A 16,776-nucleotide genomic window follows, 5' to 3' on the forward strand; every position below is an offset into this window, starting at 1 on the left:
TTTAATTTTCTATTGGCATGAAGTTTCCGACTATTTTTCCAATGATTCTTGGATCTTCTTCAAATGGTGCGAATTTATCTTTATATTTGTTATTGATAGAGACGAGTCTGAGACCATCTTTTTCTTTATAGACTTTCTTGATATAAGTTTGGCCATCCCACTCAACTGCATAAATGGCACCATCGTAGTCAAAACCTGTTTCTTTGATAAGAACAACCTCTCCATTCATATACTTAGGTTCCATGGAATCTCCGAAAACCCAAGAAGCAAAATCGTGGTCTAGGTCTTTGTCATAAAAAACAGTGTCATAGTTCCCATCGTTGAAGTATGAAAATCCAGTACCAGCTGAAAGTTTTTCAAAAACACGGTATTCAAAAAGCTTTTCCTCAATCATAATCACTTTATTATTCTGCTCTTTTAATTGTTCATTAGCATAGTTCAGAACTTTTTGTTTTCTTGGAGTTGACAACTTTACAACTTTTTCAGTAATTTTTTGGACAAGAGGGGAAGTAGGGATTTTTACTTCTTTTACTTTTTGAGTTTTATCTTCTATCAAGTCCGATTTATTAACACCGAAATAGTCCGCAAGTAATTCTATTTTTCCTATTCGAGGATAAGTTATACCCTTTAACCAATCTCTTACAGTAGTGTATTTTAATCCTAAATCAGAACAAAGTTTATTTCTATCAACGTCTCTGCTGGCCATTAACTTTTCCAAGTTCGCAGAGAAAATTTCTTTACTTTTATTATTGCTCATTTGTATCACTCCTTTATATAGTATATATTACGGCAAAAACGCAAAAAAGTAAAGAAAAAAATAAAAAAATACGATAAAAACGCAAAAAACACTTGACATTGCGGTTTAACCGCATTATAATAGAGTCATAGTTGAGTCACTCAATTATAAAAAAGATAGAAAGGACTGTAAAATGCAGAAAATGACTCTTAAAACATTGAGAACTCTAAAAAATTGGAGACAAGCGGATGCAGCCGAGGCTATTGATGTCTCTGTTGATACTTGGGGAAATTGGGAGCGAGGAAAAACAGAACCTACTGTAACCCAAGCTTATCAAATCGCTACTACTTTTGGTGTGTCTATTGATGACATTATTTTTTTACACGACATTGCGGTTTAACCGCAACAAAGAAGGAGCTTTATGAACGAAATTTTTAATTTTCACGGACAGGAAGTTCGTACAGTGATATTTGATAACGAACCGTGGTTCGTTGCTAAGGATGTTGCGGATATTCTGGGGTACCAAAACGGTAGTCGAGATATTAACCGACATGTTGATGAAGATGATAAGCTAACGTCGCAAGTCGCCACGGCAGGTCAGATGAGAAATCAGACAGTCATCAACGAATCTGGTCTCTACTCTCTTATCTTATCCAGCAAATTACCTCAAGCAAAAGAGTTCAAGCGTTGGGTGACATCAGAGGTCTTGCCAGCTATTCGCAAGCAGGGTGGATTTATCCGCGAGGACTTGGACGAGGATGCTTTCATTGCTCTATTTACTGGCCAAAAGAAATTGCGTGAGCAACAGGCGACCATGCTGGAAGATATTGACTATCTCAAGAGTGAACAACCGATTCATCCAAGCTATGCTCAGTCGTTACTGAAGAAGCGCAAGGCTCGTGTAGTAGCTTGCTTGGGTGGTATTGATAGTCCAGCTTATGCGGATAAGATTTTTGCTCAGTCAGTATTTAGACAAGCTGAGATTGATTTCAAGGACCACTTCAACATCAGTCGCTATGACTTGCTACCGAAGAAGTTTGCGGAAGCTGCTCTTGCTTACTGGATGACGTGGGAGCCAAGCACTAATACCAAGATGAAGATTATGGAACTTAACGCATTTAGTCAAGCGTAGGGAGGGAAAAATGAGACCGAGACGATATCCGTATAGTGGAAAAAAAGAGTCCACCTTTGTGAAGGTAGACCCTGAATTAGTAGAAAATACTCTAAGAAACACTAGTTTTTTTGAGAGATTGCAAGCAATCAGATTGTAAGGAGAAGAAATGGAAACATTTATTATATCAGTTCTGACATCTTTTATTGTAACATCTACTATGATGCATTACCACATTTATAAAGTAAATGAACTATACAAAAAATATATGGATTTTGAAAAATCAAGTGTAGAAGAATTTGCTAAATCAATTACAAGCAAACTTCCAAAAAATTCTTCCCGAGGGGAGTGATGGAAAAACACATTTTTTTAATACTAATTTCTGGATAGTTTTGAAGAATATGTTGAACAAGAGGGGTGTTTCTAATAAAATCATAGATTGAATCGTTCGTTGAATACGTATCACTCTTAATCTTTAAAAGGCCTAGTCGTTCTAAGTTCGTTAAAGAAGGAGCGAGTTCATCAATCCCTTCGGTTCCATCTATAAAGTAAATGATTGGAAATATTATTTTAGTACCATCGTCGTATTTTATTACAGCTTTCATGCAAGGAATCGGGGATTCTATTGCGTAATTATTTGCTTTCAAGTTCTGGAGAATACGTGCATCTGTGATATCTAGTTGCTTGATAATTTCAACGAAAGACGGATGTATAATCGAGTTTTTCCGATCGTCAAATGAACTTGCTAATATTTTCGCGAACATAGAGCGTAACTCTTCTTCTTCAATATAATACTTAGATGCTTCCAAAGCAGGACCTAATATTTTTAGGGGTGGTTCTTGAACATTCTCTGGTGGGATAGTAGCCACTTCTTGAAGCGTTTTATTTCTGAGATTCTCAACATCAATTTCGTTTTTTGCACGCAATAATGCTGCTTGATTAGAAACATCGTGGCCATAATTGATATACCACCAATCTTGTAAGGTTTGAATAGGTCCGGCAAATACACCGGCTGAAGTAGCTCCTCCTAAAAATCCTGTAACAAGAGGAAGAAAGTCTTTGAATTGGTTAGGATCCATGATTATGATTTCTTTCTGTTTAGATTTTGACTAAAACGGTGAGAGGTCCTAGTCAAGATATATTATATGATAAAAGACAATGTTTGTCAATATATAGTGTAAATTAGGAGTAGAAACCTACAACAGGCACAATATATAGTGTAACAGCATATATAAGTGTAGAAATTATAAAAATAAAGCTAGAAAAGGAGAAAAACAGATATGCTCTGGGATAAAATCTCTGAAAAGCTTTCAGAGAAAAATTGGACAGTTTATAAACTTTGTTTAAAAGCAGGAATCGGAACTGCTAGTATCTATCGTTTAAGAGATGGAGAAGTAAAAGATTTATACTTTGATACTGTTAAAAAAATAGCTGACGCGTTAGGCATCAGCATAGATGAACTAAGATAAAACAAAAAAGCACCTAACAGAAGTCAGGCGCTAATCAAAATAACTAACTAAATTATAACACGAAAGAGAGGGAACCCCATGCCAAAAGCAGAAATTACTTATAAAGCGGTTGGTGTTGATGAAAAAGCAACACATGGAGATTATAGTCATCTTTGCCAAAGGTGGGAAGGATTAACTACAGGAACAGCTAAAGTATGGGCAACAGAAATGAGGGAGCATCCTGATTTTAAGCAGTTCATCGATAATCCAACACATAAGATTGTATTTATCGACTACGAGGGATTTCGTTTGTTTGTTAAATGGAAAAGTCGTAATCGATATCGTACGAAGAAAGAAACTCTGGCAGAAATGCTTGAGAATATGAAAAAAGAAAAAATGTTAGGAGTTTAAACATGACAGAACCAACTTTATCAAGCCAATTGCTTGGCTTAGTAACGATTTTTATTATGGTCTTTATCCTGCTGCTACTGACTGATAAGAATGAAGAGGAAACTGAACAAAAAACGGTGATACTCATTGAAGAAGTAGAAGACTTCAGAAAAGTTGCACGAAGAAACTTGAAAAAGTGTGACAGAAAGTCAACTTATGACACACAACCACCTGACGGACTTTCTTCAACGATTGAGGATGTACCTCAATATTTTAGAGTATGCATCGAAGATTATGACAAGCTAGCTCAGGACTACCAGGAAGAAGCAAGAAATAATGATCTTCTAAGTAAACAAAACGCGAATCTCTTAGAAGAAAATGGACGTTTACTCTATAAAGAAATGACCATGGATTTTCGGCAAAATCCAAGGAAATGGAGGGCAAAGACATGACTGTTAGCCGTGACATGAGCGAGATGGAAATACGTGTGTTAAACATGATCATGAATTGCGCTACTTTCGATTTGCCTATTCAAGCGAGTGAAATCCGCTTAGAAACCGGACTGTCGAAGCGTAAGCTGGAAGAGACTATCGAAAGCTTGCGTGTCAATTTTGACCACCCTATCGTAGCTAAGAAGATGAAGCCAAATGGATATTACTTACCACGAAGCGAGGAGGAGCGACAAGCTGGGCTTGCTCCTTACCGTAGACAAATACTAACCGAGCAGAAGAACCTCGCTGCAGTGATGAATGTGGATTTGGAAAAGTATTGGGAGGATAGTGCATGAGTGAAATTAAATGGATAAAAATCACAACGGATATTTTTGACGATGAAAAGATTTGTCTGATTGATGCCTTGCCTGATCATGATGCTATTTTAGTTATTTGGTTTAAAATCCTCGCTTTAGCTGGAAAACATAATCGTAATGGTCTTTTGATGATGTCGGATAAGGTCCACTATACTGATGAAATGCTAGCTACAATATTTCGTAGGCCATTAAATACAGTCAGAATGGCTTTGGGAGTCTTTGAGCAGTTTGGGATGGTCGAGATTATCGACGGGGTCATTACCTTGCCAAACTGGGAAAAGCACCAAAACATCGATGGTATGGAAAAAATCAAGGAACAAACACGTAATCGTGTGGCTAGACATCGTGAAAAACAGAAAAATCTTGCTCTTGGTAACGTTACAGGTAACGTTACAGGTAACGTTACAGTAACGGACGGTAACGCACTAGAAGAAGATGAGAATGAGAATAAGAATAGATTAGATAAAGATAAGAAAAGAATAACTACTACTACTAATAGTAGTGGTGGTCAAGAAAATATCTTAGAACTTTTTCAATCTGAATTTCGTAGACTCTTATCTGGATTTGAGATTGAAGAAATAAATCATCTACTAAATGAGAATGATGTGGATCTGGTAAAAGAAGCACTGAAGATTGCTATCAACTCTGGAAAACCCAACATCAAATATATAGGTGGGATTTTAAGAAATTGGCAAATGAACAATGTCACCACTGTTGAACAGGTTCGTCAATCAGAAAAGAAGAACAAGGATAAGAAAGAAGAACAGGAGGCCAAGGACGAATGGGGGTACTAGAACTAATTGAACAATTCGAGATTGACTATTATCCGTTAAGCTACGAGAAGAAAACTCTTTTAGCAAACCAGCCAATTCATCAAGTGGTTTCCTGCTTGTCTGAAATGGCCAGCTGGCAGGAATGTGGAGGTCGTCTTTCATGGTAGACAATGTATTTGAGGAGATTGCCTTATCTTATCACAGGAATACAGAACAACAGAAAGATCTTTGCGAAAAGCACAAAATTCCTTTGATAAAGATATTGCGGACTGATAGTGTTGTATGTCGCATGTGTGAATCTGAGCGGATCCATGAAGAAAATCAGGAAAGAGTGAATGAACTGGCTAACGCTGAGAATGAGCGAGAAAGGAAGTACTATCTAGAAAAGTTCTCTCTTTATGATGAGGTTTTAAAAAATGCGACTTTGGACAATTTTGAGACACCAACCGAAAAAGAAGCTGAAAAGCTAGCTTTTGCAAAGCGGATTTGTCGTGAGTGGTCTGAGGGTGCTAGGAACAATATTGTACTTCAGGGTGAACCTGGGACTGGCAAGAGCCATTTGGCCTTTGCTATGGTCAAAGCCTTATCTGAGTACACGAAAGATATTGCTATTTTCATCAACGTGACGGACTTGCTGATGAAGATTAAAGCTGATTTTAGTCAGGAAGAGTTTCTGGTCAATAAAATTGCGAGTGCTAAGTTTTTGGTTTTGGATGATTTAGGAATGGAGAAGGATAGCGAATGGTCGTTTACTATTCTCTACAATATCCTGAATAAGCGTTCAAATACAATCATTACTACGAATTTAATTTCTGCTGATATTCAGAAAAGATATGGCAGACCCTTTATGTCCAGACTGATGAAGGGTGTGGATAAAGACCATTTGATGATTTTTAATGATTTGACAAACAAGCGGAAGCAATATTTCTAGAATGGAGGTGGCTGATGTTTATTTTAAAGCATGGAACAAGAGAGGATAAGCCGTTTCTGAGGTCCGCAGTTATCGGTGTGACAGGCTTGGACATTTCATGTTCAGAGGAGAAGAAAGCCTTGCGGTTCGTCTCTCGGGCGGCAGCCTTACAAGTTGGCAAGGCATTGAGGGGTTCCTTTGGGAACTTTTATCCAATTGAGGTGGAGTGATGAAAGATATCAGAATACTAGATGCGTGTTGTGGCTCTCGAATGTTTTGGTTTGATAAAAATGAACCACACACAACATACATGGATAGACGTGAAGAGGAATTTGAGATTCACAAAAAGAAAATCAATGTTAAGCCAGACATTGTTGCAGATTTTCGAGATATGCCATTTGATGATGAAACATTCAACCTTGTTGTATTTGATCCACCACACCTGCTATGGGCTGGTCAGAAATCATTCATGCGTGCGCAATATGGACAACTAGACTTGTTGACTTGGAGATTAGATTTACAACAAGGTTTTGAAGAATGTTTTAGGGTTTTGAAAACAGGAGGAACACTTATTTTCAAGTGGTCTGATGCTCAAGTAAATGTTAAAGAAATTTTGGAATTGGTTCCGCATCAACCGCTTTTCGGTCAGCAACGTGGGACAACTCACTGGATGGCTTTTATGAAATTTTAGGAGGTATTGATGTTAAATCTTTACTTCGTCTACAACGGGCACTGCAAGTTTTACCTTGGCACGTTTGACAATGTCGATGAACTCATTGAGCATATGAAAGAACATCAATGGGCTTTCTCTGGCATTACTAGACCAAGATTTAAAAAATATATCGGAAAAGACGAAGTACGTTTTGATTATGGCGCTGTAGATTGCTATTACTTAGCAACAAAATCAACGTGCCGCGAACCACGTTAAAAGCGAGCTAGAATATGCGTCAGACTTGGACGAATGACGTATAAAGAATTTGCTAGCTCTTGTGTCTTTGAGCCATGAGGGGCAAGAGCTGGATTTTTACAGGTTAGATAAACCATGGAATATAGCAAACAGACAGTAATTGAAGGATTGAAACGCACAATCGAGCAGACGGAGGCAAGGATAGCAGAACTATCTAAGCCGTGCGTTAAATCGCTTGCTTTTAGCAGGTCTGAGGAACGTGACTTGCTTAAAAAGAAAGTGAAAAACTGGAAGAAGAAAATAAAGGAGTTGGAAGATGAAACTTAATGAATTGGTTGAGAAGTATAAAAAACTTGAGGGTGTATGGAATACTGAAGGAGCAGAGCTAGCGCGCCAAATCTTTTTACAAGACTTAGAACAGCTAGACGAACCAGAAACAGGCCATGCAGACGAAGCACCTCGTTATGTCAAGAACATACTAGCTCGATTGCGAGAATTGCCAGTGCATGATCGTGAAGTTTGGCTAAAGGCCATCATGGGTGAATTTGAGAAAGATTTCAGTCATGCAAAATGGCGCGAGGGTTACGAGCAAGGCAAACTTGAGGGAGAATGGGTTGGCAATCAATTGAAAGATGCTGATAAGATTCGACGTGAGTTGAATCAAGTCAAAGTACCGCAGTTTGTGGCGGATGTGATTGAAGGAGCAAGAGAACAAAGCCCAGAACTAGAAGATGCGCTTCATTATACTTGGGGTAACGGAACTAAGGAATTCACAGAATGGTATAACAAGAAATCTAACAGAGACCTCTTCGCTCGCGCTTGGCTTGACGGCTACATAGTAGAAAAGGAGAAAAAATACGAAATTAAACTTCTAAACCAAAACGACGGGGACTTATATCTTGTCAATCAAAATGCAAATTTAGCAGATAAATACGGACATTTTTCTCCCGTAGTACTCCTTTTTACAAAAAGTACTTTTTTTTCAGAAAAGTGCTATAAACTCACGAAAAAGGAAGTAGTTTCGAATGGCTTCGGCTGGATTTTCGATTGTGAGGGGGTAGAAGTGCAGGAGGTGGAGTGATGTTTGGAAGTGTAGTTGTAGATGTAATCACGAATGATGGTTTGGTTGAAGAATTTATAGATGTTGATGAAGTGGCCTATGTGGATTTTGAAAAGGAGTTAATATGTTTTAAAGCGCATGATGCTCTAATTCCACGTATGCTACAAGTAACTAGAAGTTCGTTACTTCGAGTTAAAAGGGCTTTGTTTTATAAAAGTATATGAAAAATTTTTATGAGGAAGTAACGAAATGAAAAGAAAGAACTATATTATTTTTATCAGGCATTTTAAAAAAATAAAAGATTTAGTAGATTTTTATGAATACATTGCAGACTCAAGAATCTGTGCAAGTGCTATTTATTTATTTATTTTTGATTATATGTTCACCTTTTATTGCTTTGCTATTCCCGATCGCATACATAGAGCATTGTTTTTATAAAAAAAGATTTATTAGACAATGCGTTGAATACGACTGGTGTTCAAAGGAATATCTTGAAGAGGTCATTGATATCGGAAAAGATGATATCAAGGAGGTGGAGTGATGTCATGTAGTGAAAATTTTAAAAAAGAAAAAGAATTGTCTGCTGCTATTTTAAATCTCAAGATAGAAGTCTTACAAAATGATGATAAATTGAGCAGTCAATCATTAAGCAACATCAAAAGGCAAGCAAGGGATCTATACGAGTGCCTAGTATGGTTGCAGTATGCTTCGGAGGAGGCAGGTAGATGAGTTATGATTTGGAAATCTTAGGAAAAATAGAAAGTGGAGATTATATTTGCATAGATGAACCTGAAAATAGTTCTCCAACTTACAATCTTGGAAAAATGTTTAGGGTTGCTATGGATTGGGATTTCAAACAAGGTACTATCTACAATGTTGATCAGATTTTTGAAAACATTCAACGTGGTATCTCAGAACTGGAACAGTATCCTGAAAAGTATGTGCAGTATGAACCTGAGAACAAATGGGGTACCGTAAGTAGTGCGTTAGAAGATTTGAGGTCATTGAGAGATTGTATTTTAAGACAAGATATCGATACGAAATATCTATATATGAGGTGGTAACATGAAGCGACCAAACAGATACCCTTACACACGAAGTCAGTGGGTTGAAGAAACCGCTGATTACTATACATATGCAGACGGTATTTATTTTACAAGTCATGTTTTAAAAAATAGACTCACTAGAGAAATTAAGAGTAGGGAGATGGAGTGATGAAACGACCAGAACAATATCCATCTAAATGCTTCATTCCTGAACTGATTGAAAATGAAGATATTGTCTTTAATAAAGACAGTGAATATCACAAGCAGAAGAAAAAAGAAAAGAAGAATCCTATTTCAAAAGAAATAAGTCCAAAAATAGATGGGCGCTTTGAGGAGGTAACAGAATGAGCCTTACGCTAAATAGCACAATTGGAGACTTAGTTTTGGCAATCGGAGAAATTATCGTTGAGTCTGACGGTAAAACCAATACAGCGATGTTAGAGATACCCGATCAAGACTTTTACTTAGAGATTGCCCTTAAATTGAAGAAGGAGGCAAACGAATGAAAAGATTTATCGCAATATGGATTTTATTATCTGCTGGATTGAACATCTGGCAGATGGGCAGGATTGCAGAACTAGAACAAAAGCGTCCGATTGTCGTCTATAAGGCGGACAATCAAGGCGCAGAGATATTTGGTAAGGTCGTCGAGAAAGGATGGCATGGCAAGCTGTACACAATCACAATTCGTGATTACGGGGTGTTCGTAGTTACGAAGGAGAAGTATGAGAAAGTAAAAGTCGGGGATGAGGTGTTGTTGTGAAATTCTTGGATTTATTCGCTGGCATCGGCGGATTTCGTCTGGGAATGGAGTCTGCCGGCCATAAATGTATTGGCTTTTGCGAGATTGACAAGTTTGCTAGAGAAAGCTATAAAGCTATACATAATACAGAAGGAGAAATAGAGCTGCATGATGCAACAGGAATCACAAAGAAAGAAATCAAAGCAATCGGACAAGTCGATGTTATCTGCGCAGGATTTCCGTGCCAGCCTTTCAGCGTTGCTGGGACAAGACGAGGTTTTGAAGATACAAACGGAACTCTCTTCTTTGAAATCGCAAGGTTCGCTTCCGTTCTCAAACCTAAGTATCTATTCCTCGAGAACGTCAAGGGGCTTATTAGCCATGATAAAGGGTACACCTTCGAGACAATCATCGAATCGTTGGATGAGTTGGGGTATGATGTCGAATGGCAAGTGCTTAACAGCAAAGATTTTGGAGTCCCCCAAAACAGAGAACGAGTGTTCATTATCGGACATCTTAGAGGAACAAGTGGAAGACAAGTATTTCCTATTTTTGAAACAAGATCAGATAAATCAATTATCCAACTAGGGAATATCAAGAAAGCTGAAAGTTTTGGTGGAAACCCTCAATGTGGGAGAGTTTATAGTCCAGCTGGATTAGCACCTTGTTTAAATACGATGCAAGGTGGACAAAGAGAACCAAAAATCTTTATTGACGGTAAGGTACGCAAACTAACCCCTCGTGAGTGCTGGAGATTGCAAGGATTCCCAGACTGGGCTTTTGACAAAGCGCAAGAGGTCAACTCTAACAGTCAATTATATAAACAAGCAGGAAATAGCGTGACAGTCAATGTCATAGCAGCGATAGCAAAGGAGTTATCATGAACACACTAGAAAATGTAAAACAATGGTTTATTGACCGTGATCTTGAAAACGGTGGGCGGTTAGACAAGCAGTCACTCAAGCTGAGTGAAGAGTTCGGAGAGTTATGTGCAGGCTATCTCAAGAAGAATGAGAAGCTAACCAAGGATAGTATCGGAGATTGTGCAGTCGTGATTGTTGGTCTGGCCTTGCTCATCAAGGAAGATGTGAATCAGATTTTCAAAGAATCTGATAATATCAAGAGAAAAGATGTGATGGAAAGCTTCATCTCGATCAATGCAAATATTAGTGAGTTTCAACTATCACAAGGATTTGCTAGCAAGGTATTGTGCAGACATAATCTAGTACGCTCGATCGGCTATCTGAAATCAATCAGCAATGCGCTTGGATATGATTTTGATGAATGTTTTGAACTAGCATACCAGGAAATTAAAGACCGTAAGGGTCGTTGGATTGACGGAACTTTCGTGAAAGAGGAGGATTTATAAAATGAAAAAACCAGGAATCATTATTGGGGTGGTATTTGTAATCGTTGTATCGCCGTTTGTAGTTCAGTATGGTTGGAATGAGATTATCACAACGATTGTTCCAGTCAGTAAAATTACAGTTTGGCAAGCATTAGGGATGGATGCACTACTATCTTTCATCTGGCCTGTATTATCCAGCAAAAAAGAATCTGAAGAGGATTATTCGTATGCTGTGAAGAGCAGTATTTCAAAAATCATTACATGTGCATTTTTAATTTGGTTGGCTAGTTTGTTTATCTAAGGAGGATTTACCTGATGCTTGAAATAGATGGCAAAAGCTACGAAGTCCATAAAGTGAAACTCACAAAAAAGGATTTAAAAAACTTGAAAAAAGGCGAAACACTTATTTTTATCTGTAAAGAAGATAAAAAGGCTATAACTGTTAGTTTGGAGGAGAAGGAATGAAACCAAAAAAAATTGATAACGTAAACAAACCAAGACACTATCAAGGCTCAAAAGGTCTTGAAAGTATTGAAGTGATTGACAACTTCATTGGCAATCTGCCAGGTAAGGCAGCGTGGTGCTGGGGCAATGCTATTAAGTATATGTTAAGATTCCAGAAGAAGAATGGTCTTGAAGACCTGAAGAAAGCTAGAAAAAATTTAGACTGGCTTATAGAGGAGATGGAGCATGAGAATAAAAACATCAAATGATTCTATCATCAACGTTGATAGCGTGAAGCGCAGTGTCACAATTGAGGGAGTTGAGTTTGGTTCAGATTGTAGTGCTTTGGTATCTAAGAATAAAGACGGTACAGGAACGATCACTCTGATATTTGAAGGAAGAATTATTTGAAAGGGCAGGCAATGAAACCTAAAAAACATCCATATTCAGGCTTTCGAAAGACAGACAACAAACAAGATAGAGTCAAATTCGCTGAGGTTTTAAATTACGAACAAATTAATGTGTCAATTGTTGTTAGAGAAGGGGAAAATAGTGAGATATTAGCAAAATGTGTAATTCGTGCTTATGGCGAAGCATTATCGTTTATAGCAACATTGCCAGTAAAAGGAATTAGGTTTTCGAAACAAAATCAAGCGTTGTTTAAAATCAGGCTTTATCAAAGAATTGAAAAAATGGGGAGCGAGAAGCTTTTAGAAAGTAATCGTTTCATTTGGTCGAACATGTGCCTGGAAGAATTTAACAAAATAGTGATTTAGAAGGAGTTTCATATCATGCAGCTAAGGTTGAAAGAACTTAGAGAGGATCTATGTCTATCTGTAGGACAGATGGCGAAAGAGACAGGTGTTTCACAAAATACAATCCATTTGTATGAGCGAGGTGGATATCCGTCGATTAAGCAAATTGAAATGATTGCTAAAACATATGACGTGAATCCTGCTTGGTTAGTTGGATGGATAGATGATGAAATGATGCCTGGAGTCCAGGTCGTTGAAAAAGTGGTCTATAAAGAAAGCCAAACGGCAAGATTGCCGGATTATTTCAACAACAATAATGATGGTAAGATTATCAAGTGGGTTAAATCCAAAAGATACATGGGAGGTAAGGTTTGGTCAAAAAGAACTTAACAAAAGCACGAAGGGATTATCTTGAGTTTGAACTCGATGATAAGTACTTGAAGATTGACAAACTTATCGGTCAACGAAGGCATGAACTAGAACGATTGTACGAGGTTAAGCACCTTACTGTTCCTGGTATTGATGATACTGGAGCAAGTGGCAGTGGGACATTCGTCAACAGGTCGGAGAATCTAGCGGTTGCTTATGCAAGTGATCCTATGATTTTAAGATTAGAAAATCTCCAAAACGCTATTTCCCAATTACTAGAGAATCTAGAACCAGATGACAAAAAAATCTTTTATCTTCGCTGGGGAGAACATACTGGATACGACTGGATTCAAGTTTGGCACATTATGGAGAATGGAGAAACTGGGTACTTGTATAGACACAGCAAACAGATTTACAGAAGACGTGAAGTGATTCTCGATACACTTTCAAATTTGCTCTTTATGTAAAGTTGTCAAAAAAACATATAGAATTGACAAAAAGAATGTGGTAAATTAGTATCATGAACAAAAGCAGAGAGGAAACCTCTGCTTTTTTTGTGCACTAAAAAGGAGGTGAGGATATGTGGTAGTTGTTGAACCAATCAGAAATAGAGATGATGTTCAGCTTATGATTGAATGGCTGACGTTGCATAGCGCAGTCAAAGAGTCAGATAGACAACGTAACCTCATGCTCTTCTTGTCTGGTGTTAATCTGGGTTTTCGTATTGGTGACATTGTTAAACTGAAAGTAAAGCACGTTAAAGGCTGGCATGTCCAGATTGTTGATGAAAAGACAGACAAGCCAACCAAACGAAAGATGCCAAAGAAATTCAAGAACGCTATGCGACAGTACATCAAAGACAAGAAAGATGAAGACTTCCTCTTTCCTAGTCGAAACGGAAAGCATCAGCATATAAAACCTAACACAGCTTACAAGATTATTAAAAGAGCTGCGGAAGAAGTCGGTCTAGAAAACATAGCTACTCATTCGATGAGAAAAACATTTGGCTTATTCATGTACGAGCAAACCAAAGATGTCGCTCTGATAATGGACCTACTGAATCACTCAAGCCAAAGTATTTCATTACGATACATAGGAAAAAATCAAGATTCACAAGACAGAGCCATGACTAAGTTTCAAGGCTTTTAATTTTTTTATTTTACTATCAATTCATTGTTTTGAGGTTATGATGATTTCATTTCAAGCACGTAAGATAAACGCTTGATAAGTCTGAGTTAAAACTCATGCAGCGAATTCATTAGAATATGTAAAACAAGGAATTGAGAGAACAAAAACAAAGGAGTTTACATAGTTATGAAAGGTGAGTTGCAGATGAGGTTTCTAGGAATAGCAGATGTTGAGGAAGGACTAGGAATATTCACAATCGAAGAAGATTGTTTTAAAAAGAAATTTGCTTCTAAAAGTATTTTCTTCTCTCCTTCCGAATGGAAAAATATTAGAAATCAACTTTAAACATTTATGATTGATGTAAGTACTAGAGCTGCACGATCATTATTTTATACATCACAAGCTTGGAGGATTTTGAGAGAGCAAGCACTTGAACGTGATCACTACGAATGTGTTTGGTGCAGAGAAGAAGGCAAAGTTACAACAGAGAACCTAGAGGTTGACCACATCAAGGAGCTAGAGTTCTATCCAGAGTTCGCTCTTGACTTAGATAATCTTAGAACTCTATGCAAAGAATGTCACAATAAACGTCACGGTCGTTTCCAATTCCGAAAATCTAAAAAAATGATTGAGAAAAATTTCAGAACAGACGAATTTTGGGGATGATAACACCCCCCCGGTCAAAAAAATCCAGTATTTTTAAGGTTTTGGGAACCGGTGGGAGGGGTCAACTGTCCAAATTTTTAACAAAAAATTAAAGGGGGTGGGGGGTAATGGAAGAATACTCGGAAAAAAATATAAAAGAATTAGAAAATCAGCTACTTTCTAAAATCGGCTATTTTAGTCCTAGAAAAAAGGATGCGGTTCAGTATGAAAAAGTCAATCGCTATATCTATCTTGTCAAACTTCTCTATGAGCTGAAAGCTAAGCTTCATGAAGACGGATTGGTCATCACTGTTCATAATGGTCAACAAATATTCCAAAAAGCGAATTCTCTCATCAAGGAAATCAACACAACAAGCAATCAGCTTTTGGCTATTGAGCGGTCGTTTGATTTTGAGGTGGAAAACTCGCCTGTTGAGAAACCTACGTCTGGAAGTGATCTCTTATGATTTCTCATCCGTTGGTAGATGATTATATCAAAATGGCTGAATGTGGGGAAATTGTCGTCAACAAGGAAAGAAAGTTGCTGTTTAAAATCATTAAGGAGAAAATCTATCCTCGTGATGATCTATATTTTGATAATGAATTAATTGACAAGTTCATTCGTTTTGCGGAAAAGAATTTTTTCCCTTTGGCGAAGTACCAACTTTTCTTGACTCCGTTTATTTTTCTTTTTAGGAAAGAGGACGGGGAGCCACACTTTGACGAGTATCTATATACTCTTGCTCGTGGTGGCGGTAAGAATGGTTTCATGTCTGCTAGATCTTCATTTTTTATAAGTCCTATCTACCCTATCAGAGATTATGATGTGACCATCACTGCTAACTCTGAGAAACAAGGTAAGGTTTCGTTTGAGGAGGTCTATGAGACTATTCAAAGGCGAGGTCTTGAGGACCATTTCTATCTAACTAAAATGTCTATTACAGGTCGAGCGAACAACTCGGTCTTTTCTTTTCGGACGAACAATCCAAAAACTATGGACTCTGCTCGTGATGGCTGTCTAGAGTTTGATGAGATTCACCAGTTTGAAGATGATAAGGCTGTGAAGATTCAAAGGTCTGGTCTTGGTAAGATTGCTCATGCTCGGACTTTCTACAATGGTACGAATGGATATGTGCGTGAGGGATTTTACGACAAGCTGATAGAGAAGTCTATGCAAATCTTGAATGGAGATGTTGATGATTTCAGGCTATTCCCCTTTATCTGCAAGCTTGATAGTGCAGATGAGGCGGATGACATGAAGAACTGGCCAAAGGCAAATCCGATGTTGGATGAAAGCACTCCTTACGCTAAAAGGTTGCTTGCTAGAACCAAGGCTGACTATGATGACCTTGAGTTGGAGCCATCTGGCCGTCAGGAGTTCATGACAAAACGGATGAATCTTCCTGAAGCTGACCTTGAGAAAGATGTCACCTCTCGGGATAAGTTACTAGCTTGTCTACGGTCTCCTGGTATCGACTTAAAGGGGCGCTCATGTGTTGCAGGTTTTGACTATGCCAGTATTCGAGACTTTGCGAGTGTGGGATTGCTATTTAAGAATGGGGATGAATTTATCTGGAAGCAACATTCATTTGCTCGTAAAGCGTTTTTGAAAGCTTTCAAACTAAAAGCCCCTATTGAAGAATGGGCAGACAAAGGCTTGTTTACAATCGTTGATGGTCCGAGTATTGATCCTAGACTTTTGATAGCCAAGCTGGAAGAATGGAGAAATTTTTATCAGATTGAGCTTGTATGTGCCGATGGTTTTAGAATGGATTTGTTAAAACCGCTTTTGGAAGAGGTTGGGTTTGAATATGAGTTTTTGAGAAATCCAGGGGCGATTCAATCCAAGGTTGCGCCAATTATCGAAGATGGATTTGCAAATGAGAGGTTTATCTTTGAGGGTGACAACTCTATGATTTGGTATACGGATAATACCTACGTCAAAGAGGATAAGGATGGCAATAAGCGTTTCTTGAAGAAAGAACCTGTTAGAAGAAAGACGGATGGGTTCCATGCTTTGATAGCTGCTCTCTACAAGCGGGAGCTGGTTCAAGAGTCGAATGTTGGGGAGTTCCTTGACATGCTCGATAGCTGGGATTTTTAATTTAAGCATAAATTTTGGGTGGGTGGTCGGCAGAAAATGAAAGAAAGGAGGA

Annotated in this window: 37 protein-coding genes; 35 read left to right on the top strand and 2 right to left on the bottom strand. The window is 38.0% G+C overall.

All coding sequences use genetic code 11. The annotated features are described in order from the left end of the window. Nucleotide 1: 1 nt before the first annotated feature. Nucleotides 2-757: an XRE family transcriptional regulator gene (locus DXN33_RS02180; RefSeq protein ID WP_115904218.1), complete on the bottom strand. Its 756-nt coding sequence runs from the start codon at nt 755-757 to the stop codon at nt 2-4. 172 nt (nt 758-929) lie between these two features. Here DXN33_RS02180 and DXN33_RS02185 point away from each other — a divergent pair, with 172 nt between their 5' ends. Together DXN33_RS02185 and DXN33_RS02190 are read left to right on the top strand one after the other, a co-directional pair. Next, nucleotides 930-1,136, top strand: a complete 207-nt coding sequence (locus tag DXN33_RS02185) for a helix-turn-helix transcriptional regulator (RefSeq protein WP_050216445.1) — start codon at nt 930-932, stop codon at nt 1,134-1,136. 21 nt (nt 1,137-1,157) lie between these two features. Further along, the gene (locus DXN33_RS02190) at nt 1,158-1,868 is read left to right on the top strand and encodes an ORF6C domain-containing protein (RefSeq protein ID WP_115904219.1); all 711 of its coding nucleotides are present in this window, start codon (nt 1,158-1,160) and stop codon (nt 1,866-1,868) included. Between the two features lie 290 nt (nt 1,869-2,158). Here DXN33_RS02190 and DXN33_RS02200 read toward each other — a convergent pair whose 3' ends face one another. Further along, the gene (locus DXN33_RS02200) at nt 2,159-2,926 is read right to left on the bottom strand and encodes a DUF4393 domain-containing protein (RefSeq protein ID WP_070478305.1); all 768 of its coding nucleotides are present in this window, start codon (nt 2,924-2,926) and stop codon (nt 2,159-2,161) included. Between the two features lie 201 nt (nt 2,927-3,127). On the opposite strand from DXN33_RS02200, the gene DXN33_RS02205 reads away from it, so the two are divergent. The 33 genes from DXN33_RS02205 (at nt 3,128) to DXN33_RS02335 (ending at nt 16,724) form a co-directional block, all read left to right on the top strand. Next, nucleotides 3,128-3,316 (top strand): helix-turn-helix transcriptional regulator, encoded by a 189-nt coding sequence (locus DXN33_RS02205; RefSeq protein ID WP_070478303.1) that lies wholly within the window; start codon nt 3,128-3,130, stop codon nt 3,314-3,316. Between the two features lie 78 nt (nt 3,317-3,394). Next, nucleotides 3,395-3,706: an excisionase gene (locus tag DXN33_RS02210; protein WP_115904220.1), complete on the top strand. Its 312-nt coding sequence runs from the start codon at nt 3,395-3,397 to the stop codon at nt 3,704-3,706. Between the two features lie 2 nt (nt 3,707-3,708). Beyond that, nucleotides 3,709-4,137 carry a hypothetical protein gene (locus tag DXN33_RS02215; protein ID WP_070478299.1) on the top strand — a complete coding sequence of 143 codons (429 nt, stop codon included), beginning with the start codon at nt 3,709-3,711 and terminating at the stop codon, nt 4,135-4,137. Beyond that, nucleotides 4,134-4,472, top strand: a complete 339-nt coding sequence (locus tag DXN33_RS02220; protein WP_070478296.1) for a hypothetical protein — start codon at nt 4,134-4,136, stop codon at nt 4,470-4,472. The genes DXN33_RS02215 and DXN33_RS02220 overlap by 4 nt, the downstream gene beginning before the upstream one ends. Further along, the gene (locus tag DXN33_RS02225; protein ID WP_115904221.1) at nt 4,469-5,287 is read left to right on the top strand and encodes a phage replisome organizer N-terminal domain-containing protein; all 819 of its coding nucleotides are present in this window, start codon (nt 4,469-4,471) and stop codon (nt 5,285-5,287) included. The genes DXN33_RS02220 and DXN33_RS02225 overlap by 4 nt, the downstream gene beginning before the upstream one ends. Beyond that, nucleotides 5,275-5,433, top strand: coding sequence for a hypothetical protein (locus DXN33_RS09625; RefSeq protein ID WP_181897267.1), 159 nt, complete (start codon nt 5,275-5,277; stop codon nt 5,431-5,433). The genes DXN33_RS02225 and DXN33_RS09625 overlap by 13 nt, the downstream gene beginning before the upstream one ends. Beyond that, complete coding sequence (locus DXN33_RS02230; protein WP_115904222.1) at nt 5,427-6,197, top strand: ATP-binding protein; 771 nt, start codon at nt 5,427-5,429, stop codon at nt 6,195-6,197. The genes DXN33_RS09625 and DXN33_RS02230 overlap by 7 nt, the downstream gene beginning before the upstream one ends. 14 nt (nt 6,198-6,211) lie before the next feature. Beyond that, nucleotides 6,212-6,406 (top strand): hypothetical protein, encoded by a 195-nt coding sequence (locus DXN33_RS09880; protein ID WP_070478289.1) that lies wholly within the window; start codon nt 6,212-6,214, stop codon nt 6,404-6,406. Further along, nucleotides 6,406-6,867: a class I SAM-dependent methyltransferase gene (locus tag DXN33_RS02240; protein ID WP_070478287.1), complete on the top strand. Its 462-nt coding sequence runs from the start codon at nt 6,406-6,408 to the stop codon at nt 6,865-6,867. Before DXN33_RS09880 ends, DXN33_RS02240 begins: the two co-directional genes overlap by 1 nt. A gap of 9 nt (nt 6,868-6,876) precedes the next feature. Beyond that, on the top strand, nt 6,877-7,104 hold the full coding sequence (locus DXN33_RS02245) for a hypothetical protein (protein WP_070478285.1): 228 nt from the start codon (nt 6,877-6,879) through the stop codon (nt 7,102-7,104). Nucleotides 7,105-7,218: 114 nt separating this feature from the next. Next, nucleotides 7,219-7,410, top strand: a complete 192-nt coding sequence (locus tag DXN33_RS02250; protein ID WP_115904223.1) for a hypothetical protein — start codon at nt 7,219-7,221, stop codon at nt 7,408-7,410. Then, the gene (locus tag DXN33_RS02255; protein WP_070478280.1) at nt 7,400-8,164 is read left to right on the top strand and encodes a DUF1642 domain-containing protein; all 765 of its coding nucleotides are present in this window, start codon (nt 7,400-7,402) and stop codon (nt 8,162-8,164) included. Before DXN33_RS02250 ends, DXN33_RS02255 begins: the two co-directional genes overlap by 11 nt. Continuing rightward, complete coding sequence (locus tag DXN33_RS02260; protein WP_115904224.1) at nt 8,164-8,367, top strand: hypothetical protein; 204 nt, start codon at nt 8,164-8,166, stop codon at nt 8,365-8,367. Before DXN33_RS02255 ends, DXN33_RS02260 begins: the two co-directional genes overlap by 1 nt. A 25-nt stretch (nt 8,368-8,392) precedes the next feature. Beyond that, nucleotides 8,393-8,581 carry a hypothetical protein gene (locus tag DXN33_RS09600; RefSeq protein WP_142745828.1) on the top strand — a complete coding sequence of 63 codons (189 nt, stop codon included), beginning with the start codon at nt 8,393-8,395 and terminating at the stop codon, nt 8,579-8,581. 102 nt (nt 8,582-8,683) lie between these two features. Next, nucleotides 8,684-8,872 carry a topoisomerase gene (locus tag DXN33_RS02270; protein ID WP_070478273.1) on the top strand — a complete coding sequence of 63 codons (189 nt, stop codon included), beginning with the start codon at nt 8,684-8,686 and terminating at the stop codon, nt 8,870-8,872. After that, nucleotides 8,869-9,207 (top strand): hypothetical protein, encoded by a 339-nt coding sequence (locus DXN33_RS02275; RefSeq protein ID WP_070478270.1) that lies wholly within the window; start codon nt 8,869-8,871, stop codon nt 9,205-9,207. Before DXN33_RS02270 ends, DXN33_RS02275 begins: the two co-directional genes overlap by 4 nt. Nucleotides 9,208-9,357: 150 nt before the next feature. Beyond that, complete coding sequence (locus DXN33_RS09630; RefSeq protein WP_181897287.1) at nt 9,358-9,537, top strand: hypothetical protein; 180 nt, start codon at nt 9,358-9,360, stop codon at nt 9,535-9,537. After that, nucleotides 9,534-9,695 (top strand): hypothetical protein, encoded by a 162-nt coding sequence (locus tag DXN33_RS09635; protein WP_181897268.1) that lies wholly within the window; start codon nt 9,534-9,536, stop codon nt 9,693-9,695. Before DXN33_RS09630 ends, DXN33_RS09635 begins: the two co-directional genes overlap by 4 nt. Next, a complete protein-coding gene (locus tag DXN33_RS02280; RefSeq protein WP_115904226.1) occupies nt 9,692-9,952 on the top strand; it encodes a DUF1372 family protein in 261 nt (86 codons plus the stop codon). The genes DXN33_RS09635 and DXN33_RS02280 overlap by 4 nt, the downstream gene beginning before the upstream one ends. Further along, the gene (locus DXN33_RS02285) at nt 9,949-10,815 is read left to right on the top strand and encodes a DNA cytosine methyltransferase (RefSeq protein ID WP_115904227.1); all 867 of its coding nucleotides are present in this window, start codon (nt 9,949-9,951) and stop codon (nt 10,813-10,815) included. Before DXN33_RS02280 ends, DXN33_RS02285 begins: the two co-directional genes overlap by 4 nt. Beyond that, the gene (locus DXN33_RS02290; RefSeq protein WP_115904228.1) at nt 10,812-11,300 is read left to right on the top strand and encodes a MazG-like family protein; all 489 of its coding nucleotides are present in this window, start codon (nt 10,812-10,814) and stop codon (nt 11,298-11,300) included. Before DXN33_RS02285 ends, DXN33_RS02290 begins: the two co-directional genes overlap by 4 nt. Nucleotide 11,301: 1 nt before the next feature. Continuing rightward, the gene (locus DXN33_RS02295) at nt 11,302-11,580 is read left to right on the top strand and encodes a hypothetical protein (protein WP_115904229.1); all 279 of its coding nucleotides are present in this window, start codon (nt 11,302-11,304) and stop codon (nt 11,578-11,580) included. Nucleotides 11,581-11,594: 14 nt separating this feature from the next. Then, nucleotides 11,595-11,744, top strand: coding sequence for a hypothetical protein (locus DXN33_RS09640; RefSeq protein WP_181897269.1), 150 nt, complete (start codon nt 11,595-11,597; stop codon nt 11,742-11,744). Continuing rightward, a complete protein-coding gene (locus DXN33_RS02300; RefSeq protein WP_115904230.1) occupies nt 11,741-11,992 on the top strand; it encodes a DUF3310 domain-containing protein in 252 nt (83 codons plus the stop codon). The genes DXN33_RS09640 and DXN33_RS02300 overlap by 4 nt, the downstream gene beginning before the upstream one ends. Beyond that, a complete protein-coding gene (locus DXN33_RS09645) occupies nt 11,970-12,134 on the top strand; it encodes a hypothetical protein (RefSeq protein ID WP_181897270.1) in 165 nt (54 codons plus the stop codon). The genes DXN33_RS02300 and DXN33_RS09645 overlap by 23 nt, the downstream gene beginning before the upstream one ends. Beyond that, nucleotides 12,131-12,499, top strand: a complete 369-nt coding sequence (locus DXN33_RS02305) for a hypothetical protein (RefSeq protein ID WP_115904231.1) — start codon at nt 12,131-12,133, stop codon at nt 12,497-12,499. The genes DXN33_RS09645 and DXN33_RS02305 overlap by 4 nt, the downstream gene beginning before the upstream one ends. Nucleotides 12,500-12,514: 15 nt before the next feature. After that, entirely contained in the window at nt 12,515-12,868 is a 354-nt protein-coding gene (locus DXN33_RS02310; protein WP_070478256.1) for a helix-turn-helix domain-containing protein, read from the top strand. Then, nucleotides 12,850-13,314, top strand: coding sequence for a hypothetical protein (locus tag DXN33_RS02315; RefSeq protein ID WP_033585811.1), 465 nt, complete (start codon nt 12,850-12,852; stop codon nt 13,312-13,314). The genes DXN33_RS02310 and DXN33_RS02315 overlap by 19 nt, the downstream gene beginning before the upstream one ends. Before the next feature lie 115 nt (nt 13,315-13,429). Further along, nucleotides 13,430-13,996 (top strand): tyrosine-type recombinase/integrase, encoded by a 567-nt coding sequence (locus DXN33_RS02320; protein ID WP_000261915.1) that lies wholly within the window; start codon nt 13,430-13,432, stop codon nt 13,994-13,996. A 165-nt stretch (nt 13,997-14,161) separates the two neighbouring features. Further along, nucleotides 14,162-14,320 carry a hypothetical protein gene (locus tag DXN33_RS09650; protein ID WP_181897271.1) on the top strand — a complete coding sequence of 53 codons (159 nt, stop codon included), beginning with the start codon at nt 14,162-14,164 and terminating at the stop codon, nt 14,318-14,320. A 6-nt stretch (nt 14,321-14,326) separates the two neighbouring features. Next, nucleotides 14,327-14,641 carry an HNH endonuclease gene (locus DXN33_RS02325; protein WP_115904232.1) on the top strand — a complete coding sequence of 105 codons (315 nt, stop codon included), beginning with the start codon at nt 14,327-14,329 and terminating at the stop codon, nt 14,639-14,641. Between the two features lie 107 nt (nt 14,642-14,748). After that, nucleotides 14,749-15,087 carry a hypothetical protein gene (locus DXN33_RS02330; protein WP_115904233.1) on the top strand — a complete coding sequence of 113 codons (339 nt, stop codon included), beginning with the start codon at nt 14,749-14,751 and terminating at the stop codon, nt 15,085-15,087. Then, nucleotides 15,084-16,724, top strand: a complete 1,641-nt coding sequence (locus DXN33_RS02335) for a terminase TerL endonuclease subunit (RefSeq protein WP_115904234.1) — start codon at nt 15,084-15,086, stop codon at nt 16,722-16,724. The genes DXN33_RS02330 and DXN33_RS02335 overlap by 4 nt, the downstream gene beginning before the upstream one ends. Nucleotides 16,725-16,776 lie beyond the last annotated feature (52 nt).

The sequence above is a fragment of the Streptococcus sp. NM genome (genome assembly GCF_003390135.1).
In the GTDB taxonomy this organism is placed as follows: Bacteria; Bacillota; Bacilli; order Lactobacillales; family Streptococcaceae; genus Streptococcus.

Coding starts and splice junctions, on each gene's coding strand:
- DXN33_RS02180 (WP_115904218.1), bottom strand. CDS start 757: ATGAGCAATAATAAAAGTAAAGAAATTTTCTCTGCGAACTTGGAAAAG.
- DXN33_RS02185 (WP_050216445.1), top strand. CDS start 930: ATGCAGAAAATGACTCTTAAAACATTGAGAACTCTAAAAAATTGGAGA.
- DXN33_RS02190 (WP_115904219.1), top strand. CDS start 1,158: ATGAACGAAATTTTTAATTTTCACGGACAGGAAGTTCGTACAGTGATA.
- DXN33_RS02200 (WP_070478305.1), bottom strand. CDS start 2,926: ATGGATCCTAACCAATTCAAAGACTTTCTTCCTCTTGTTACAGGATTT.
- DXN33_RS02205 (WP_070478303.1), top strand. CDS start 3,128: ATGCTCTGGGATAAAATCTCTGAAAAGCTTTCAGAGAAAAATTGGACA.
- DXN33_RS02210 (WP_115904220.1), top strand. CDS start 3,395: ATGCCAAAAGCAGAAATTACTTATAAAGCGGTTGGTGTTGATGAAAAA.
- DXN33_RS02215 (WP_070478299.1), top strand. CDS start 3,709: ATGACAGAACCAACTTTATCAAGCCAATTGCTTGGCTTAGTAACGATT.
- DXN33_RS02220 (WP_070478296.1), top strand. CDS start 4,134: ATGACTGTTAGCCGTGACATGAGCGAGATGGAAATACGTGTGTTAAAC.
- DXN33_RS02225 (WP_115904221.1), top strand. CDS start 4,469: ATGAGTGAAATTAAATGGATAAAAATCACAACGGATATTTTTGACGAT.
- DXN33_RS09625 (WP_181897267.1), top strand. CDS start 5,275: ATGGGGGTACTAGAACTAATTGAACAATTCGAGATTGACTATTATCCG.
- DXN33_RS02230 (WP_115904222.1), top strand. CDS start 5,427: ATGGTAGACAATGTATTTGAGGAGATTGCCTTATCTTATCACAGGAAT.
- DXN33_RS09880 (WP_070478289.1), top strand. CDS start 6,212: ATGTTTATTTTAAAGCATGGAACAAGAGAGGATAAGCCGTTTCTGAGG.
- DXN33_RS02240 (WP_070478287.1), top strand. CDS start 6,406: ATGAAAGATATCAGAATACTAGATGCGTGTTGTGGCTCTCGAATGTTT.
- DXN33_RS02245 (WP_070478285.1), top strand. CDS start 6,877: ATGTTAAATCTTTACTTCGTCTACAACGGGCACTGCAAGTTTTACCTT.
- DXN33_RS02250 (WP_115904223.1), top strand. CDS start 7,219: ATGGAATATAGCAAACAGACAGTAATTGAAGGATTGAAACGCACAATC.
- DXN33_RS02255 (WP_070478280.1), top strand. CDS start 7,400: ATGAAACTTAATGAATTGGTTGAGAAGTATAAAAAACTTGAGGGTGTA.
- DXN33_RS02260 (WP_115904224.1), top strand. CDS start 8,164: ATGTTTGGAAGTGTAGTTGTAGATGTAATCACGAATGATGGTTTGGTT.
- DXN33_RS09600 (WP_142745828.1), top strand. CDS start 8,393: ATGAAAAGAAAGAACTATATTATTTTTATCAGGCATTTTAAAAAAATA.
- DXN33_RS02270 (WP_070478273.1), top strand. CDS start 8,684: ATGTCATGTAGTGAAAATTTTAAAAAAGAAAAAGAATTGTCTGCTGCT.
- DXN33_RS02275 (WP_070478270.1), top strand. CDS start 8,869: ATGAGTTATGATTTGGAAATCTTAGGAAAAATAGAAAGTGGAGATTAT.
- DXN33_RS09630 (WP_181897287.1), top strand. CDS start 9,358: ATGAAACGACCAGAACAATATCCATCTAAATGCTTCATTCCTGAACTG.
- DXN33_RS09635 (WP_181897268.1), top strand. CDS start 9,534: ATGAGCCTTACGCTAAATAGCACAATTGGAGACTTAGTTTTGGCAATC.
- DXN33_RS02280 (WP_115904226.1), top strand. CDS start 9,692: ATGAAAAGATTTATCGCAATATGGATTTTATTATCTGCTGGATTGAAC.
- DXN33_RS02290 (WP_115904228.1), top strand. CDS start 10,812: ATGAACACACTAGAAAATGTAAAACAATGGTTTATTGACCGTGATCTT.
- DXN33_RS02295 (WP_115904229.1), top strand. CDS start 11,302: ATGAAAAAACCAGGAATCATTATTGGGGTGGTATTTGTAATCGTTGTA.
- DXN33_RS09640 (WP_181897269.1), top strand. CDS start 11,595: ATGCTTGAAATAGATGGCAAAAGCTACGAAGTCCATAAAGTGAAACTC.
- DXN33_RS02300 (WP_115904230.1), top strand. CDS start 11,741: ATGAAACCAAAAAAAATTGATAACGTAAACAAACCAAGACACTATCAA.
- DXN33_RS09645 (WP_181897270.1), top strand. CDS start 11,970: ATGAGAATAAAAACATCAAATGATTCTATCATCAACGTTGATAGCGTG.
- DXN33_RS02310 (WP_070478256.1), top strand. CDS start 12,515: ATGCAGCTAAGGTTGAAAGAACTTAGAGAGGATCTATGTCTATCTGTA.
- DXN33_RS09650 (WP_181897271.1), top strand. CDS start 14,162: ATGAAAGGTGAGTTGCAGATGAGGTTTCTAGGAATAGCAGATGTTGAG.
- DXN33_RS02325 (WP_115904232.1), top strand. CDS start 14,327: ATGATTGATGTAAGTACTAGAGCTGCACGATCATTATTTTATACATCA.
- DXN33_RS02330 (WP_115904233.1), top strand. CDS start 14,749: ATGGAAGAATACTCGGAAAAAAATATAAAAGAATTAGAAAATCAGCTA.
- DXN33_RS02335 (WP_115904234.1), top strand. CDS start 15,084: ATGATTTCTCATCCGTTGGTAGATGATTATATCAAAATGGCTGAATGT.